Below are 18,779 nucleotides of genomic sequence, written 5' to 3'. Positions count from 1 at the left end.
TAAAGTTAGAAAATTGTATGATCCAATTAATAAAAAAACGGACTATTAATTGGGCTAGAAAAAATGAAAAAATTTTTATGCTGTAGGGATTAAAAGCAATCGCTTGTTCGAAGTTTAAATTCAAAATTTGAGAAAAGGCTCTTGTTAAGCCTCGGCTTTTACAATAACTCAATGGCTTGCCCTCACAAAAAGAATGAATTCCAAAATTCAAAAACCTTGATACATAACAATAAAAAAAGATAAACATAATTAATACAATAAAAATTATGTTTATCCTCTTGTAAGAATTAATTCTGCAGGAATCTTTTATTTCCACAAAAAATTATTTTTTTGACTCTTCAACTTTAAGTGAGTCTTCTATTACTTTAATACTATTATCTAAAGAGTCTTGCAATTTTACAGTTTCTTCGTTTATAGAGTCTAACATTGTACCGATTTCATTTTCATCAGGTAAAGGATCTGCATTGGCTGCAACTACAAAAAACAAAATCCACATCGAGGCAAATAGTGTTCCAACTATTCCTAATATTAAACCCGCAATTGGCATCCCAGTAGAGGCATTACCTTTTTTTGCAGTCATATAACTAATTATCCCAAAAATGATAGCAAGTACTCCTAAAAAGATTGCTGCCACTCCGACACAAGGAATAAACGACACCAAAATAGTTAGTATCCCTAGAACTAAAGCTGCTGCACCCATCCCCTGACCAGCATTTGACGATTTTAAATAATTATCCATATCTTTTTTATATTAATTGCGTAAAAGTAAAAAAATACTTAACAAAACAATATATCTTAAAACTAAATTATCAACAATTAAATAGGGTAATTTCTCTAGCTTTTTTTAAGGCTTTGGGTACCGTTTTTTAATATTGCGTATCAATTCTTCCAGACCATTTAACTTTAACTCATAGACTAATTGCAACTGTAGTCCTAATTCACCTTTTGGAAATCCTTTATTACTATACCAAACCACATAATATTCAGGCAAATCAATAAGAAAACGTCCTTCGTATTTTCCGAAGGGCATTTTTGTATGGGCTAATTTTATAAGTTCTTTTTTATTCTGTTCCATTTTTCAAATAAAAAAGAAGCAAGAAAAAGAACAAACTGAATCTTTTTTCTTGCTTCTAAATTGAGTACAAAGCTATTTTATTTTTTATGAATTTGAATGTTTAAAATTACAAATTTCACAAATTGGCTTTTTAAACTATATAGTTCATATCAATTGGAAAGTAAATCTTTTGTTTCACATCTCACAATTCATATCCTGCATCCTTTAACTTAGTAATGCCATCTCACGAAAGCTTCCATTGCTGCATAACGTGACAATCCTAATTCATTATATAATTGTGCCGTTTCGCTATTTCTGTCTTCAGCTCTTTGCCAGAATTCACGAGCATCAGATCCCTGAAATACCACTCCATCTTTTTGTGATTGGTGTTTAAAGATTCCATGACGTTTCGCTAATACTTGGTCTGGGCTCATTGGTACTGCCATTTCAACTTCGTCAATTCCCCATTCTTGCCAAGCTCCTCTGTATAACCAAACCCAACAGTCGTTCATATAGTCTCTTGGTTTCAATCTTTTTACTGCTTCAAAAATAGCATCCAAACATACTTTGTGTGTTCCGTGTGGATCAGCTAAATCTCCTGCAGCATATATTTGATGTGGCTTAATTTTATCAATTAAATCCATTGTCAACTTGATATCTTCTTCACCTAATGGTTTTTTCTCGATTGCTCCAGTTTCATAAAATGGAAGTTCCATAAAATGAATTTGTTCGTCTGGCAAACCAACAAAATGGCTTGTTGAACGCGCTTCTCCTTTACGTATCAATCCTTTTAGATATCTAACTTCTGGAATATCGATTTCACTTGTTTTTTTGTTACTTAAAAATGTGATTGCCTTGTTGTAGATTTCATCTGCTTCTGGGCTTTTTATTCCAAATTTCTCATTGTAATCAATCACAAATCTTGCAAATCTTAATGCCTCATCATCGGCTACTGCAATATTTCCTGATGTTTGGTAAGCTACGTGTACTTCATGTCCTTGTTGTTGCAATCTCATGAATGTTCCTCCCATACTAATGATATCATCATCTGGGTGTGGACTAAAGATCAATACTCTTTTTCTTGCAGGCTCTGCTCTTTCTGGTCTCTTAGTATCGTCTGCATTTGGTTTTCCACCTGGCCAACCTGTAATCGTATTTTGTAATTTATTAAATATCTTGATATTGATATCATAAGCTGGTCCTGAATCTGCCAACAAATCGCTCATTCCGTTTTCGATATAATCGGCATCGGTAAGCATTAGGATTGGTTTCTTCAAATCTAGTGCTAATCCTAAAACTGCTTTACGGATTAATTTATCTGTCCAAACAATTTTCTCTACCAACCATGGTCTATTAACTCTTGTTAGTTTTGATGATGCTTCTTTATCTAAAACAAAAACAGCATTGTTATGCTCTTGCAAGAATGATGCAGGAATTCTATTGGTTACTTCTCCTTCAACAGATTTTTTTATAACATCTGCTTTTCCTTCTCCCCAAGCCAATAAAATAACTTGTTTGGCTTCCATTATCTTTTTTACCCCAAGTGTTATTGCTGTTCTTGGCGTATTGTTTAATCCAAAAAAGTCTTTACTTGCTGCAACTCTTGTAATATGATCTAATGCTACTAATCTTGTTTTTGAGTTTTGCAATGAACCTGATTCGTTGAATCCGATATGTCCATTAGCTCCAATTCCAAGAACCTGCAAATCGATTCCTCCTAAAGCCTCGATTTTAGCTTCGTAGTCTGCACAATAATCTGCAATTTCTTCTTTTGATAAAAGTCCGTCTGGAATATGATAGTTTTCAGGTAAAATATCTACTTGATCCATTAACAATTCTTTCATGAATCGCACGTAACTATTTACCGAATCTGGCTCCATCGGATAGTATTCGTCCAAGTTGAAGGTAATTACGTTTCTAAAACTCAATCCTTCTTCTTTGTGTAATCGTACTAACTCAGCATATAATCCTTTTGGCGAAGATCCTGTAGCTAATCCTAAAACGCATGACTCATTATTCTCTTGTTTTGACTTGATAAGTGTTGCTATTTGCTGTGCAACTGCTTTAGATGCTTCTGTTGAGTTTTCAAAAACCACTGTATCAATGTTTTCGAATCTTTTTTCGAAACCTGTCGCCTTATCTATGGAACTTTTTAACATTATTCGCTTCTTTTTATATTTACTTTAATTATTTATCCTTTTTTAATTGCGAGACCAACTTCTGTATTTATGCCCTTTGAAAGCAAAAAATACAATCATTAAGTAGCAAGGCACTAGTATTAAGTATGCAATCTGGTTTCCGCTTTTAGCCGTTTTAACCACTCCGTTTGCTACATTAGCAGTGTTAATACTTTCGGCCCAAGCGCCATAAATTAAAGGAAAAATTGCTCCTCCTATAATACCCATGATTAAAATTGCACTTCCTATCTTAGTATATCCTTTTAAATCTTGTAATGCCATTGGCCATATTGCCGGCCAACAAAGTGCATTTGCAAGTCCCATTAATGCTACTAAAATTATAACTACTGGTATAGCTGGAATCCCCGAAAATTGAACTGTTATTTCTGGCGATATAACAACTATTAAAATTACTAAAATTAATCCTAAAATTCCAGATGCTTTTAATGCAGTAACTTGTGAAAGATATTTTGGTATCAATGTAATCCCTAAAACATATCCTACTACCATTGCCGACATTGTAAATGAGGTTAATTTTAAATAAAAATTACCATCTTTACCATAGACTCCTAGTTCTTTTCCGAATCCTCCAATTGAATCTCCTGCCAAAACTTCGGCAGCTAAATACAACATTAAGGTTATAACTCCTAAAACTAATTGTGGGTGTTTGAAAGCATTTTTTATTTGTTTAAAAATACTTAAACTCATTACATCTCCTTCTTCATCCAAATCAATTTCTGGTAATGGAGACAACTTAACTAAAAGTGCCAAAACCAAAATAACTAATCCCATATAAAGATATGGTGTTTGCAATTGTAATGTCAGCAAATTTAAGGCTTCTGTTTTAGAAACTTCGTCTAAAAGTGCAATTTTCTCTGCTGTGTATTCTTGCATATTTGATAACACCAAAGCTGTCAGGGCTAATGGCGCTATAAATCCTGCTAATTTATTTGCAATTCCTAAAACACTAATCCTTGCTGCAGCACTTTCTCTTGGACCAATAACAACCACATAAGGATTTGCAGCTGTTTGTAAGATTGCTAAACCTGTTCCCATGGTGAATAATGCTAATAAAAAGAAAACGTATGTTCTTGTAGCCGCTGCTGGATAAAACATAAAAGCTCCTACAGCAATTACAATTAATCCGAGCGAAACTCCATTTTTATATCCTACTTTTTCGATAACCCAAGAAGATGGAATTGCCATTACAAAATAGGCGATATAAAAAGCAAATGTTACGAAATAAGCTTGAGAAGCTGTTAACTCACAAGCTAACTCGAAAAAAGGAATTAAAGGCCCGTTAAGCCAAGTAACAAATCCTAGAATAAAAAATAATGCGGTTAAAATAACCATAGGAATAATTGTACTCCTTTGGTCTATACGTATTGCACTTTCTATCTTTGACATAATTTTTTTTTGGTTGATGGTTAATAGATTAATCGTTTTTTTTCAATCTAAAATAGCACCAACGCTTTCATGTTTTTTGCAAAAAACAACAGGTAGTTGCGTTTTTTTTGCAATAATACGACAAAAGTAGCTCAATAAGTTCTTCTTATTCCTAAATTAGATATGAAATTTTTGTTAATTTTATGCTTCCCAGTTTAACTTTGGGTAGTATTTTTTTAGATATTCTTTTACTTCAGCGATATCTTCTTTGGCAGTTAAATCTGGAACATGCTCTGAAAAAGGAATTCCTAAAGTTGTATTTGGATTCTCTTTTATCGCATTCAAAAGTACTGTTGGCAATTCTTTTTCGTCTCTTTCTGGGTGAGCTGGACAATTTTTCAAATAAGGATATACCATTGCCCCATTAAATTTAAAAGCATTCATACTTACTCTTAATTTCCCTTCTGAATCTTTATAATTTTCTAAGTCTTCAGCCGTTGGTTTCTCTAGTATATCTAATAATTGGTTATTTGCATCTAACTTGGCAATAGCAAAACGTGAAATTCTTTCGGATGGAAAATCCAATGCATCACGATCATAACCTATAAAAGCATTTGGACTGTTGGTTTCTCTTAGTGCCAACAAAGCTGCTGTAGAGTACAAGTTATCACTATTACAAACTGAGTAACTTTGAGAATTCATTTCTGGATATTGTTCTACAGCCTGAAATAATGCATCGGCAGTACCAAATGGCTTCACTCTATCTTTTGGAATGTATTGAACTGCGAATGAAATATTTAACCCATGAAAATCATTGTTTTTATCTTGATTACCATAGAATTCTTTAAACAATTCTCCTTGTTCTCCTATTATAATAATGCACTTTTTATAGCCTGCTTTTTTTGCATTTAATAAAAGATAATCTAACAAAGGTCTTCCGTTTGGTCCTACTCCTATTAGCCCTTTGCTTCTTTCATTTGCCTGAGCTATTTCTTCTTCGGTTAAATTATTTAACACAACTTCCTTTTTCATTCGAGAAGATGCACCGCCTGCTAAAATAATTAAATTGTCATGCATAATTTGGTCTTTAAATTTTTTAATATTATTGTATTATTCTTACTCCTGGATCTACAGTTACTGTATACGCTTCTTTTGCTCCTGCTGCTAGTATTGCTTCTACAACCGCTTTTTCTTTATTTGGATCAGCAATTACAACAATACTTCCTCCACCTCCTGAACCAACAATCTTAGCTCCATAAGCTCCTGCACGCAATGCTGCATTAATCATATCATCAATTTTTGGCACTGTTATCTTTAATAAATCTCTTAAAACAGCATGATGCATATTCATTAGCTCACCAATTCTCACCAAATTAAGTGTTGGCTTATCAAATTCCTTTAAAGCTTCTCTTGTGTAATGGTAATTTTTTATAGCAGCCTCAAAAAATGGAATTAATCTGTCTGGCAAATAATTACTGTATTTGTGGATATCTACAATTTCAGTTTTATGCAAATCAAAATCTTTAAAATTTTGTTTTACAATATCAATTGCTAATAAAGCATTGCCTTTTAATTCTCCTATTAATCCTATCGTTTCTTTTGGAACTCCCGAAACACCTGTAATTAACCCTTTTAAACCTGTACCAATTATATCATACGAAAATGGCACACTTGTATTAATATGAACAATATTACCTACTCCAATACTAAAATGATCCATCATTCCGCCTGGTTCACCATGTTCTAATACTTCTGAAGCATATCCCATTTGAGCAATAAATTCTGGTGTAACTTCACAATCTACACCATAAGCGGTTATTAGGAAATTAATCCACGCCATTAATAATGCCGAAGAACTCGAAGTACCAGAATTAATAGGAATGTCCCCTTTTACTGTAATATCGTACCCAACTGTAGGAATGCATCCATGTCTTCTTAAAACTCTTAATGAAGATGCAAAATAATCGCGAGGCTCCAATTCTTCAAAAGTTGCATCGATATCAATGATTCTAACTTCATTAATATCTACCATATCTAACTTAAAAACAGAAGTCTCATTTTGTACTGCCGTTAATTGTATATTTCTATTTATTGCACATGCTATAACTGGTAATCCTAAATAATCTTGATGATCTCCAAAAAGACACGTCCGTCCTGGCGCTAATGATATAATTTTTTTCACTTTTGATATATATTAAAATACTGCAATACTGTTAATTACACTATTATTGATTCGTAAAATTGGCTTTTATTTTGATTTTAACTTTACGAAACTAGATATTAAATTTTAATTAACCTAGGAAAAAACAAAAAATGTGCTCGAACACACTAAAATTATGTTATCGAGCACACTTATCTATATGCTTAAAAATATTGGTAAAAAGGCTATGTTAAAATTATTAGGATATTTACGAAAATTGAAATAAGATTACCTAATTTTATATTTTTGTTTTCCATTGAAAATATTTAATACATTAACCATCTTCATTGTTAATTGTAAAACTGAATACTTCATTACAAATAAAAAAGCCAGTTATTTTAGTAAATAAACCCGAAAAGAACAAACACAAAGTTTTTTATATATTTGCCCCTTATGGATAAAAAGTATACAATTAAAGATATTGCTAAATTAGCAGGAGTTTCAAAAGGTACTGTTGACAGAGTGTTACACAAAAGAGGAAAAGTTTCTCCTTTAGCACTAGAAAAAGTAAATGAAGTTTTAAATGTAATAAATTACGAACCCAATCTTATTGCCAGAAACTTAAAGAACAATAAGATTTATCGTATTTGCATTGTTTTACCTGATCCTAAAATTGACCCATATTGGTTTCCTTGTATTAAAGGAGTAAATGATGCTATACAAGAATTTAAAGCTTACAACATACTTGTTGAAACGTTTTATTTTAATCCTGAAAAAACAAAATCATTCACAAATATTAATGAGCTTATTATAGAAAAATCGCCAGACGCAGTTTTGCTGGCTCCATTATTCCATAAAGAAACAATAGAAGCAATAAAAAAATATGACTCTTTAGACATCCTTGTAAATACATTTAATAATCAGGTAGAGTCTACTTTAATCAAGAATTTTGTTGGACAAGATTTATTTAGAAGTGGTCGCGTAGCAGCCAAGCTATTAAATACTATTCTAGACAAGGGACATATTGCTATTATACATATTGACGAAACCTACAAGAATGCAATTCACATGCAAGAAAAAGAAAGAGGTTTCAGAAATTACTTTAATGAAAAAGAAAATCTAGACTATAAGATTACGACATTAAAATTAAAAAGTCCTAATGTTGAAGTAAACCTAAAAAACTTCATCAGTGAAAATCCCGATTTATCTGGTGTTTTCATTACTACATCCAAAGCCTATCAAATAGCAAAAACCATTAGCGAGATTAAGAACAAAAAAATCCGAATGATTGGTTACGATTTAATTGATGAAAATGTAAATTACCTAAATTTAGGAGTAATTGATTTCTTAATTCATCAAAATCAAAAAAGACAAGCTTATCTTGGTATAACCTACTTTGTAGAGCATTTCCTTTTCCATAAAGAAACTCCAGCTGTTACACTTTTACCTATTGACATCATTAATTCGGAAAACGCCGATTTTTATCTAGAATAGTTTATTCTTTCAAAGTTAAAATTCCAAATGATGATGGAATATGAAAATTAGGTGTTTCGGTAACGGGATTCACCCAGGTAATCCAAGTAGGTTCATAACTAGCATTATTAGCTTTAGAATACTTAGCTCTAAAAATACCTGCTTCGATTTGGTTGTTATTGATTAAATTGAACTGTTTTAAAGAGGCAATGCTTATCGCTCCTTCTACCACAAAACAATCCTTATTTATAGATGATTTAACCAATAAATCATCTTTTGGCCAAGACCAATCAAAATTAAAATTCTTATCGGGATAGGCTATAAAATCCATTACTCTGGCAGTAGCATCTATTTCTAGACAATAGTATGGATTTAGTGTATTATCTGGTCTAAAAAACAGCTCTACCCTATCTGAATTTCCAATACTATCATTACTATTATCTTTCTTTTCGATATGAATTTCGGTATCGTAAACTGTAAAGCAAAAAAATAATTGCTCCAAATCCCATAATGCTTTGAACTCTATTCGAGAAGGCAATTTAGAATCCCAAGGCGAACTAAAATCATCTAGAACAATTGCTTTATTCCATAAATGAGAATCACCCTTTCCTGATACAATCAATTCATTTTTAGATATTGAATTTACTTCGTAGTTCTTAGTTTCCTGATTCATACTATTCTTAAATTATGGTTTTGTCGCAATTATTGCTGCACTACAAATATAATGTGCACGAACACATTTTACAATACTTTTCTTTGTTTAATAAAATATAATCGATAGTTTCGTCTCAATTAACACCAAATAAAGCCACTTTTAAACTATAAATAACCAAATTTTTATCTTTTTATGAAAGAAGAAAAAAACTCTCGTCGCTCGTTCTTAACAAAAACTATAGTAGGTATTTCGGGATCTGTTGCAGTTGCCGGATTACCATTATCTGCTTTTGCTTCAAATCAAAACGCAGATTCGCTAGATGCTACACATAACTTTCTAACAAAGCCTTATCTTCAAGCGCCTACAACTGATAGTATGACAATTATGTGGCTTACGAATCAGCTTTGTTTGAATTGGGTTGAATATGGTGAAACTGAACAACTAGGAACAAAAGCCGAACAATGTGCACATGGCATGATGAATACCAATTCTAGAATTAATACTGTAACACTAACAAATCTTAAACCAAATACCACATATTACTATAAAGTTTTCTCGAAACAAATTTTAGATTTCCGACCTTATAAAATCACTTTTGGTGACATCATAAGTAGTGAAACATATCGTTTTCAAACACTCGATCCCAAAACAAAAGATGTCAGTTGGCTTATTTTAAACGATATTCATGATCGCCCAGAATCTTTTGGAGAATTAATACAACTCAATCAGAACAAGCCGTATGATTTTGTATTTCTAAATGGAGATATGTTTGATTACCAAACAGACGAAAATCAAATCATCAATCATTTACTCCATCCATGCAGTTTATTCTCAACCGAGAAACCTTTTATGTTTGTAAGAGGAAATCATGAAACAAGAGGCAAATACTCCAGAAATCTATTAGACTATTATTACAATTATGATAAGAAAGAGTATTACAGTTTTAAAATGGGTTCCGTTTTTACAATTGTTCTAGATACTGGTGAAGATAAAAAAGACTCTCATCCTGTCTATGGCGGAACTGTTAATTACGATTCTTATCGTGAAGAGCAAGCCATTTGGTTAGAGAAACAAATGAAATCTAAAGCTTTTAAGAATGCTCCGTTTCGCGTAGTAATGATGCATATTCCACATTACCATTCTGATGAAGAACATGGAACTACTGAATGTCGCAGATTATTTGGTTCTTTATTTGAAAAATATAAAATCGATTTGTTTGTCGCTGGACATACACACGAATACGGAATGTTTGAGCCAAATAAAGAACACTCTTATCATTTTGTAATTGGTGGAGGACCAGAAACAGGAACCAGAACTTTAATACGAATTGATGCCAACTCCAAAGTTTTAAATTTGCAAATGCTCAATGACTCAGGTAAAGAAATAGGTTTGTTTCATCTGAATACTAAAAGATAAAATTTTCAAAATTCTATCTAAAAACAGCTTCTACATTTCAAGCATTCCAATTCCTATTTTAATTGGAATCATTATTCGTTTTCCTCCTCAATTAAAAAGGAAAACAACTCTAAATTCAGACAATAAAAATCCTTCAAATGAGCACAAATATTTGGAGGATTTTTTAATGCAACCCACTCAACTCAAAAACATGTTAAAACCATAACTCTTAACACCTATATTGATACTATAATATTGTTTTTATTAACAGATTCCTACTAAAGCAACTGACATTCAATTGCAATCTAAAATAAGAATTTCATAAATTTTTCATCAATCTTTTTATTTATTCCTTCATCTAATAATAATTAGCTACAATATTCTTGTTTTTAAATAAATGAGAAGCCTTCAACTTTTTAATAATAAACTAGAATTTTATTACTAAAAAAACATTTTCAACAAAAAAAATGTGCTCGAGAACACAAATATTGTGTGTTCGAGCACATTTTTTGTGCTTTTCCTTGTTTAATAAAAATTAAATATATAGTTTCGTCATATCTTAAAAAATAAAACAGAATTTATGTTAAAAAATAATCATTAAATAAACAAGAAAAAACATACGTTTTTAAGATTTAAAAGAATGAATTCCTAAATAATTAATATTAAAAAAGCATAGAATAACGATTTCATTTAAGGCAATTATCCCTTAAATCGATTATAATAAAAATGAATACCAGTTAACACAAAACAAAAACAAATTATTAACCAAACACATTTTTAAGAGTATGAAATTATTAATTAAAAAAAAACCGAGAGACTTGTGGTTTAACAAGCCGTCTAGGAAGGAAATCAAATTAACAATTCTTTCATTGTTCGCTTTGACTTTTCAAATTTCAACAGCTGCTCCATCAAAACCAACTAGTTCTAATAGAATTGATTTAGCACTTGTACAAAAAATTGTTAAGGGAAAAGTAACCGATAGTAACGGAGCACCACTCCCTGGCGCAAATGTCCTGATTAAAGGAACTTCTATTGGAGTACAAACAGATTACAATGGTGAATTTGCCATTGAGGTAGCAGATAACCAAACTGTATTAGTTATTTCTTATATGGGAATGATAGAGCAACAAGTTACAATTGGAAAAGGGACTATTGTTGTTGCTTTAAAAGAAGCAGGAGAAGTAATGGACGAAGTAGTTATCGTAGGTTACAGTAAAATTAAAAAAGAAAGCCTTACTGGTGCTTTACAAACCGTAGATAATAAAAAACTTATTGATGCTACTACTCCATCAGTAGAAAATTTATTATCTGGTAAAGCAACTGGAGTATACGTAAGTTCAGGAAATGGACAACCAGGAGATACAGGTAAAATAGTTATTCGTGGAAAAACTACTGTTAACGGAAGCACTGACCCTCTATGGGTAGTTGATGGTGTTATTGTAGGTAGCAACTCAGGAAACATGAATCCTGCCGATATCGAAACTTTAACTGTTCTTAAAGATGCTGCATCTACTGCGGTATATGGTTCTCAGGGAGCAAATGGTGTAATTATTGTTACTACAAAAAGTGGTAAAAGCGGTAAAGCAACCATTAATGCCTCTATCAAAACTGCCGCTACAACAGTAAATTCAGGAAAATTTGATATCATGAATGGTGAAGAGTTATATGATCTATATAATACTTTCCCTAACAAACAAGATTTCAGTAATGCATGGTGGTGGAATCCAGAATTAAGAAATAAAAATTATGACTGGTGGAAAAATGCAACACAAACAGGTATTGCTAGAGATTTTAACTTATCTATTAATGGTGGTAGCGATGTATTCAAAAGCTATGTTTCTCTTGGAATATATGATGAAACTGGTGCTATAAAAGGATATGACTATACTCGTTACAACTTACTTCTTAAATTTAGCTATAAAGTAAATAATTGGTTGACTATACGTCCACAAGCAAACATTACACGTACTGAAACTGAAGACAAACAACATTCTGTCGGTGCAATGTACGGCAACATGCCTTGGGATAGTCCCTATTTACCTGATGGAACTTTAGTAGGAAATCAACCTAACCCAACTTGGGTTAACACAACTGGTTCTAACTATTTATATGATTTACAATGGGATTATGCAGAATCACAAAGATATAATGTTAGAACTAATTTAGATTTTGATGTAAAATTCAATTCATGGTTAACCTTTACTTCTACGAACAACTACATTTTTTCTAATTTAACTTCAATGTCTTATACTGACCCGAGATCATCTGGAGGATTATCAGTAAAAGGAAGAATCGAAGATACAAACGAAGGGTACAATCGTTTCTACACTAACCAATTATTTAAATTCAATAAATCATTTGGAGCACATGCAATAAACGCAATTGCTGGTTACGAATGGAATGAATATAATGATAAAAAATCTAAAGGAATTGCTACTGGTATAGCTCCAGGATTTATCATCCCGGATGTAGCTGCAATTCCAGAAAAAGTTGGTGGTACAAGATCTCAATGGGCAGTTCAATCTTTGTTATCAAACATCAATTATACGTATGATGACAGATATATGGCACAATTTTCATTGCGTCGTGACGGAGCTTCTAATTTTGGAGAAAACGCTAGATATGGTAATTTCTTTTCTATTAGTGGTGGTTGGAATATCCATAAAGAGAAATTCTTTAAAGCAGACTACATCAATAACTTAAAACTTAGAGCAAGTTATGGTTCTGTAGGAAACAGACCAAATAGTTTATATCCACATCAAGCTTTATACGCTTTGGCATCAAATGATAAAGCATATAGTTATAATGGAAACTCAGGAGCCTTAATTTCTCAAATTGGAAATCCTGATTTAAGTTGGGAAAAAACATATACAACTGGTATTGGTTTAGATGTAAGTTTTTTAAACCGAATTAATGTAACATTAGACTATTACGATAAAGATACGTCAGGTTTATTATACCGAGTTCCTTTACCTGGAGTAATTGGAGTAACTAGCATTTGGAGAAATGTTGGAGCTGTAAATAACAGAGGTTTTGAAGCGTCTGTGAATGTAGATATCATCAAAAATGAAAACTGGAGATGGAATGTAGATGCTAATATTGGTGTGAATAAAAACAAAGTAACAAGCCTTTACGGAACTAAACAAGAGATTATTGTTGGTGATGGAACTGGTATTTCGGGTTCTGCATCCAAATTATTAAAACCAGGAATGGATGTCGACACTTGGTTACTTCCAGAATGGGCTGGTGTAAATCCTGATAATGGAAAACCAGAATGGTATAAAACTGATGTAACAACTGGGGAACGTGTTAAAACATCAAACTATGGTGAAGCGTCTAAAAATCCTGTAACTGCTGGAGCTTACACTCCATCTTATTTTGGAGGATTCTCGACTTCTGTAAATTATAAAAATTTCGATTTAGGAGCTACTTTCAGTTATTCAGTAGGTGGTAAAATTTATAACTATGCTCGTGCAGAATTTGATTCAGATGGAGCTTATACTGATCGTAACCAAATGAATCTTCAGAGTGGATGGAGCCGTTGGGAAAAACCAGGTGATATTGCAACACACCCACAAGCAATTTACAACAATTCAAGTAACTCTAATAAAGCATCAACACGTTTCTTAGAAAATGGATCGTATTTAAAAATGAGAAGCCTTTCATTTGGATATAATTTATCTATTGAACGCTTGAATATATCAAATCTTAGAATATTTGTATCAGGAGAAAACTTATTTACAATAACTGACTTCTCAGGTGTTGATCCAGAGATACCACCAGCAGATTTAAGAGGTGAAAGATCTATAACAGGAGTTGCAACCTCTGTATACCCTCAATCTCGCAGATTTGTATTAGGTTTTAATCTTACTCTTTAAAAACTCAAAATCATGAAAAAAATATTTATATTATTTATTACTCTTAGTTTTCTATCTTCATGTGAGTTAGAGCGAGACCCATATGGATCTTATACGAAAGATAAAATTTTACAAGATAAAGAAGCAGCTGTCGATGTACTTCTTAATGGATGTTATGCACAACTAAGAGATTGGTCGGATGTAATGCACCGTGTTGGTGAGTATCCTGGGGATAATATTATGATTAGAGGAACCTCTACTGATGCATTCTACTCTTTTATCTCTTATCAGCACATTCCAAATAATGATAGATTATCTACCTTTTGGAATAATAGTTACAAAATCATTTCACAATCAAGTGATTTAATGAAAATGATTTCTGAAGGAGAAAGCCCAGTAATAGATCAAAAATTAGGAGAAGCATATTATCTAAGAGGAATGCTTTATTTCTATCTAGTTAAAACTTATGGTAGACCTTATGCACAATCACCAGAAACTAATTTAGGTGTGCCAATTGTAAATGGATTACCTGAAGATATCGCTAACATTAACCTTCCAGATAGAGCTACTGTAAAAGCAACTTACGAACAAGCAATAAGCGATCTTAAAAAAGGAGAAGCATTAATGAATGAAAACAGAAGTGCTGCTTATGCAACCAAAGAAGCTGCGCAAGCAATGCTTTCAAGAGTGTATTTATACATGAGCGGAACGTATCAAACGCCAAATCAACAATATGCTGATTTAGCTATTGAATATGCTAATAAAGTAATTACTAGCGGTCGTTATAATTTACTTAGCAGAGCAGATTTTATGAAATACAACACATTTGCACCTGATGCAGGTGGACAAACAGAAACTATTTTTGCTGTTAAACGTGTTGCTTCAGAATATTCAGGTTTTGACCACTACTACGGTATTGGTGGTATGTATGCTAATATACAAGGACAAGGTTGGGGAGAAATGTATGCAAGCGCAAAATACTTAGACTTATTACGTAAATCTGGTTTAAAGAAAGATGCAAGATGGGCTTTTATTGATCCTCAATATGCATTGGATGCTTCCAATAACAAAACAGATGCTTTCCGTTTTGTAGTAGATGCTTTTAATGCTGCAGGAGTACAAACTGGATACAACTATATCCAACAGCCTCTTAAAACTAATCCTAACGGAAGCTATTATATTACTATCGCTGATGTAAACTACAACCTTACAGCAGTTAATGCTGCTGACAACAGTTATTCAATTGTTTATGCAGGAAAAACTTATGTAGGTGAAAAAGATTATATGATGTTATTAAATCGTGTATATCCAATGTACTACATTACAAAATGTTCTTTACAAGACAATAGCTCTCACTTACACTCTCCTATTATTTCAAGATTAGCCGAAATGTATTTGAATATGGCTGAGGCTTATGCTAAAAAAGGAGATTATCAAAGTGCTCTTACAAACTTAAATGTGATTAGAGAAAGATCAATTGTAGGTGGAGGATATACCTCATTAACAAGTACAAATGCAGCACAACTTATTGATGAAGAACGTCAATTAGAACTTGCTTTTGAAGCGCAACGCGGATATGATGTATACAGAAACGGAGAAACAATGACTCGTCATTATCCTGGACCTCATACACCAATGGTGGATGTTCCTGCAACAAGTCTAAGAGTGGTACAATATATTCCTCAATCGGAAATAAATGCTTACCCGGGGACTTTAACTCAAAATCCATAATTAAGATTTTGAAAAACTAATTTTGAGTTTTATGGTTAGTTAGTAAATAAGACTCTCTTTAGAATTCCCCCTTGATAATTAAGGGGGATTCTAGAGAAGTTAAATACAAGAATCAATAATAGCTAAAATCAGGCTAAATGAAATATTTTAAAATCATATTCTCTTTACTTACATTGTTCTCTATAAGTACAAATGTATTGGCACAGGATTCAAAAACTGAAATCCATTTGCCTCTTGGCGGAAATGCATTCAGTTCTAATAATCTTGAAAGTAACAATTCTATAACCGATAATGGAATAGAAAACTGGACCAATCCTAACGAATATTTTACAGTTTATTTTAGAGTTTCAACTCCTGGATTAATTCAAATTTCAACAGATGAACAAGTAAATACTCAAGGAAAATCTACATTAGAATTTGGCATTAACAAAGAGTTTAAAAAAATTGAGTTCGACCAAAATAACAAAAGACCTATTTTAATAGGAGAATGGAAAATTGTTGATACAGGATATGTTGCTTTAAAAATAAAAGGGATAAGTAAGACCCAAAATAATTTCCCTTCTATTTCTAAATTAATTATTAGTGGCTCAGCACTTCAAGGAAAAACTGCCTTTGTACCAAATAACGATGATAATTTTTTCCATTGGGGACGAAGAGGTCCATCTGTACATTTAAACTACGAAGTACCTGAAAAAGTAAATGTTCAATGGTATTACAATGAAATTACTGTTCCTGTAAACGAAGACAAGATAGGATCCTATTATATGGCAAACGGTTTTGGAGAAGGTTACTTCGGAATTCAGGTAAATTCTGAAACAGAACGTCGCGTATTATTCTCTGTTTGGAGTCCTTTTGTTACTGATGACCCTAAAAGCATTCCTGAATCGCATAAAATCAAAATGCTTAAAAAAGGAGAAAATGTAAAAACAGGTGAGTTTGGAAACGAAGGTTCTGGTGGACAAAGCTATTTAAAATACAACTGGAAAGCAGGTAACACTTATAAGTTCTTGCTTAATGGAGTTCCTCAAAACGATAACTCAACAACATACACTGCCTATTTTTATGCGCCAGAATTGAAAAAATGGCTCTTAATTGCAAGCTTTAATCGTCCACAGACCAATACCTACTTAAAAAGATTTCATTCATTCTTAGAAAATTTTGTACCACAGCAAGGAAATAAATCACGCAAAGTATTGTTTAACAACCAATGGTATTGTGATGATAAAGGAGTTTGGAAAGAAGTAGATACTGCCATTTTCACAGTAGATAACACTGGTAGAAAAGGATATCGAATGGATTATTCAGGTGGTATCGAAAAAGGGCATTTCTTTTTAAAAGATGGTGGCTTCTTTAACAAATACACCAAAGCAAAAACTAAGTTTACAAAACCATTAAATCATAATAAGCCAAGTATAAATTTTAGTACTTTGCCATAAAAAACAACACTAAGGCAATCCCAAAACAAATTGTCTACAATTCTAAATTAAATTAATTCAACATGAAAACTAGTATCTTTAAAATTATTCTGATATCCTGCTTCTTTTTAGGATATGCTACTTCTTCAGCTCAAATGATTAAGACACCTACTCCAGCTCGTGCTAAAGGACAAAAAGATGTTTTGCGTTTAGCTACAGCCCCAATTCCAAACGTACGTGTTGCTTTTATTGGTCTCGGAATGCGTGGTCCAGGAGCAGTAGAACGTATGACACATATTCCAGGAGTAGAAATTGTTGCATTATGTGACATGACTCAAGAAAATACAACTAAAGCAAATGAAATTCTAACAAAAAGAGGGCTTCCAAAAGCACAAGAATTTTATGGAGATGAAAATGCTTGGAAAAAAGTTACTGCACTACCAAATGTAGATTTAGTATACATCGCAACCGATTGGAAACATCATGCTAACATTGGTTCTCAAGCTATGAAAGATGGTAAACACGTAGCTATAGAAGTTCCTGGTGCAATGACTATGAAAGAAATCTGGGATCTTATTGATACTTCTGAAAAAACTCGTAAACACTGTATGATGCTGGAAAACTGTGTGTATGATTTCTTCGAACTTACTACATTAAATATGGCTCAACAAGGTTTATTTGGAGAAATTCTTCATGCAGAAGGGTCTTACATTCACGGTCTTCAACCATTTTGGGGAGAATACTGGAATAACTGGCGTATGGATTACAACAAAAAACACCGTGGTGACATTTATGCAACACATGGTATGGGACCAGCTTGTCAAGCATTGAACATTCACCGTGGTGACAAAATGAACTACTTAGTATCTATGGATACAAAAGCAGTAGGAAATCCAGCTTACATTAAAGAAAAATCAGGAATCGACGTTAAAGATTTTAGAAATGGAGATCATACTATGACTATGATTCGTACAGAAAATGGTAAAACAATCCAAATTCAACATGATGTAACATCTCCACGTCCATACAGCCGTATGTATCAACTTAGTGGAACTAAAGGATTTGCTAATAAATATCCAGTAGAAGGTTATGCATTAGATGCTAAATCAATTAGCTCAGATATTAAACCAGATCATGAAAACTTAAGTGCACACAAATTCATGCCAGAAGAAGTGAAAAAAGCATTAATGGAAAAATACAAACACCCAATCGTAGCTGGAATTGAAGAAAAAGCTAAACAAGTTGGTGGACATGGTGGAATGGATTTCATCATGGATTACCGTTTGATTTACTGCTTACAAAACGGATTACCTCTTGATATGGATGTATATGATTTAGCTGAATGGTCTTGTTTAGGTCCATTAACAGAAATTTCACTTGACAACAATTCATCTCCAGTAGAAATTCCTGATTTCACACGTGGTGGTTGGAACAAATTAAAAGGTTTAGAATTCTCTAAATAAAAATATTTTGAAGTTAGTTAAATTGTAACAAGA

The 18,779-nt window shown here is 32.5% G+C and carries 13 protein-coding genes; 6 read left to right on the top strand and 7 right to left on the bottom strand.

Going from position 1 to position 18,779, the window contains the following annotated elements; all coding sequences use genetic code 11:
* Window positions 1–322 precede the first annotated feature (322 nt).
* The 6 genes from LNQ49_RS19515 to LNQ49_RS23320 all read right to left on the bottom strand — a co-directional run bounded on the left by LNQ49_RS19515 (window position 323) and on the right by LNQ49_RS23320 (window position 6,799).
* The gene (locus tag LNQ49_RS19515; protein WP_229990685.1) at window positions 323–739 is read right to left on the bottom strand and encodes a DUF4190 domain-containing protein; all 417 of its coding nucleotides are present in this window, start codon (window positions 737–739) and stop codon (window positions 323–325) included.
* 105 nt (window positions 740–844) lie between these two features.
* On the bottom strand, window positions 845–1,075 hold the full coding sequence (locus tag LNQ49_RS19510) for a DUF3820 family protein (RefSeq protein ID WP_229990684.1): 231 nt from the start codon (window positions 1,073–1,075) through the stop codon (window positions 845–847).
* A 209-nt stretch (window positions 1,076–1,284) separates the two neighbouring features.
* Complete coding sequence (gene nagB, locus LNQ49_RS19505; RefSeq protein WP_229990683.1) at window positions 1,285–3,213, bottom strand: glucosamine-6-phosphate deaminase; 1,929 nt, start codon at window positions 3,211–3,213, stop codon at window positions 1,285–1,287.
* Between the two features lie 42 nt (window positions 3,214–3,255).
* Entirely contained in the window at window positions 3,256–4,638 is a 1,383-nt protein-coding gene (locus LNQ49_RS19500; RefSeq protein WP_229990682.1) for a sugar MFS transporter, read from the bottom strand.
* 180 nt (window positions 4,639–4,818) lie between these two features.
* The gene (locus LNQ49_RS19495; protein ID WP_229990681.1) at window positions 4,819–5,694 is read right to left on the bottom strand and encodes a sugar phosphate nucleotidyltransferase; all 876 of its coding nucleotides are present in this window, start codon (window positions 5,692–5,694) and stop codon (window positions 4,819–4,821) included.
* A gap of 25 nt (window positions 5,695–5,719) precedes the next feature.
* Window positions 5,720–6,799 carry a GHMP family kinase ATP-binding protein gene (locus LNQ49_RS23320; RefSeq protein ID WP_229990680.1) on the bottom strand — a complete coding sequence of 360 codons (1,080 nt, stop codon included), beginning with the start codon at window positions 6,797–6,799 and terminating at the stop codon, window positions 5,720–5,722.
* Between the two features lie 411 nt (window positions 6,800–7,210).
* Between LNQ49_RS23320 and LNQ49_RS19485 the strand changes: the two genes are divergently transcribed.
* On the top strand, window positions 7,211–8,251 hold the full coding sequence (locus LNQ49_RS19485; RefSeq protein ID WP_229990679.1) for a LacI family DNA-binding transcriptional regulator: 1,041 nt from the start codon (window positions 7,211–7,213) through the stop codon (window positions 8,249–8,251).
* Between the two features lies 1 nt (window position 8,252).
* Here LNQ49_RS19485 and LNQ49_RS19480 read toward each other — a convergent pair whose 3' ends face one another.
* Entirely contained in the window at window positions 8,253–8,903 is a 651-nt protein-coding gene (locus LNQ49_RS19480; RefSeq protein ID WP_229990678.1) for a sugar-binding protein, read from the bottom strand.
* Between the two features lie 174 nt (window positions 8,904–9,077).
* Here LNQ49_RS19480 and LNQ49_RS19475 point away from each other — a divergent pair, with 174 nt between their 5' ends.
* The 5 genes from LNQ49_RS19475 (at window position 9,078) to LNQ49_RS19455 (ending at window position 18,746) form a co-directional block, all read left to right on the top strand.
* On the top strand, window positions 9,078–10,301 hold the full coding sequence (locus tag LNQ49_RS19475) for a purple acid phosphatase family protein (RefSeq protein ID WP_229990677.1): 1,224 nt from the start codon (window positions 9,078–9,080) through the stop codon (window positions 10,299–10,301).
* A gap of 764 nt (window positions 10,302–11,065) precedes the next feature.
* Complete coding sequence (locus LNQ49_RS19470) at window positions 11,066–14,158, top strand: SusC/RagA family TonB-linked outer membrane protein (protein WP_229990676.1); 3,093 nt, start codon at window positions 11,066–11,068, stop codon at window positions 14,156–14,158.
* Between the two features lie 12 nt (window positions 14,159–14,170).
* Window positions 14,171–15,868, top strand: coding sequence for a RagB/SusD family nutrient uptake outer membrane protein (locus LNQ49_RS19465; protein WP_229990675.1), 1,698 nt, complete (start codon window positions 14,171–14,173; stop codon window positions 15,866–15,868).
* 137 nt (window positions 15,869–16,005) lie between these two features.
* Window positions 16,006–17,304 (top strand): DUF3472 domain-containing protein, encoded by a 1,299-nt coding sequence (locus tag LNQ49_RS19460; RefSeq protein ID WP_229990674.1) that lies wholly within the window; start codon window positions 16,006–16,008, stop codon window positions 17,302–17,304.
* 62 nt (window positions 17,305–17,366) lie between these two features.
* Window positions 17,367–18,746: a Gfo/Idh/MocA family protein gene (locus tag LNQ49_RS19455; protein WP_229990673.1), complete on the top strand. Its 1,380-nt coding sequence runs from the start codon at window positions 17,367–17,369 to the stop codon at window positions 18,744–18,746.
* The last annotated feature ends 33 nt before the right edge of the window (window positions 18,747–18,779 follow it).

Origin of the sequence: Flavobacterium pisciphilum (genome assembly GCF_020905345.1) — a bacterium.
GTDB classification, from domain to species: domain Bacteria; phylum Bacteroidota; class Bacteroidia; order Flavobacteriales; family Flavobacteriaceae; genus Flavobacterium; species Flavobacterium pisciphilum.
The sequence above is the reverse complement of the archived record's forward strand: the minus strand, read 5'-3'. Positions and strand labels throughout refer to the sequence as shown.

What these genes read in the sequence shown, in the direction of transcription:
- LNQ49_RS19515 (WP_229990685.1), bottom strand. Translation starts at nt 739, where the DNA reads ATGGATAATTATTTAAAATCGTCAAATGCTGGTCAGGGGATGGGTGCA.
- LNQ49_RS19510 (WP_229990684.1), bottom strand. Translation starts at nt 1,075, where the DNA reads ATGGAACAGAATAAAAAAGAACTTATAAAATTAGCCCATACAAAAATG.
- nagB (WP_229990683.1), bottom strand. Translation starts at nt 3,213, where the DNA reads ATGTTAAAAAGTTCCATAGATAAGGCGACAGGTTTCGAAAAAAGATTC.
- LNQ49_RS19500 (WP_229990682.1), bottom strand. Translation starts at nt 4,638, where the DNA reads ATGTCAAAGATAGAAAGTGCAATACGTATAGACCAAAGGAGTACAATT.
- LNQ49_RS19495 (WP_229990681.1), bottom strand. Translation starts at nt 5,694, where the DNA reads ATGCATGACAATTTAATTATTTTAGCAGGCGGTGCATCTTCTCGAATG.
- LNQ49_RS19485 (WP_229990679.1), top strand. Translation starts at nt 7,211, where the DNA reads ATGGATAAAAAGTATACAATTAAAGATATTGCTAAATTAGCAGGAGTT.
- LNQ49_RS19480 (WP_229990678.1), bottom strand. Translation starts at nt 8,903, where the DNA reads ATGAATCAGGAAACTAAGAACTACGAAGTAAATTCAATATCTAAAAAT.
- LNQ49_RS19475 (WP_229990677.1), top strand. Translation starts at nt 9,078, where the DNA reads ATGAAAGAAGAAAAAAACTCTCGTCGCTCGTTCTTAACAAAAACTATA.
- LNQ49_RS19470 (WP_229990676.1), top strand. Translation starts at nt 11,066, where the DNA reads ATGAAATTATTAATTAAAAAAAAACCGAGAGACTTGTGGTTTAACAAG.
- LNQ49_RS19465 (WP_229990675.1), top strand. Translation starts at nt 14,171, where the DNA reads ATGAAAAAAATATTTATATTATTTATTACTCTTAGTTTTCTATCTTCA.
- LNQ49_RS19460 (WP_229990674.1), top strand. Translation starts at nt 16,006, where the DNA reads ATGAAATATTTTAAAATCATATTCTCTTTACTTACATTGTTCTCTATA.
- LNQ49_RS19455 (WP_229990673.1), top strand. Translation starts at nt 17,367, where the DNA reads ATGAAAACTAGTATCTTTAAAATTATTCTGATATCCTGCTTCTTTTTA.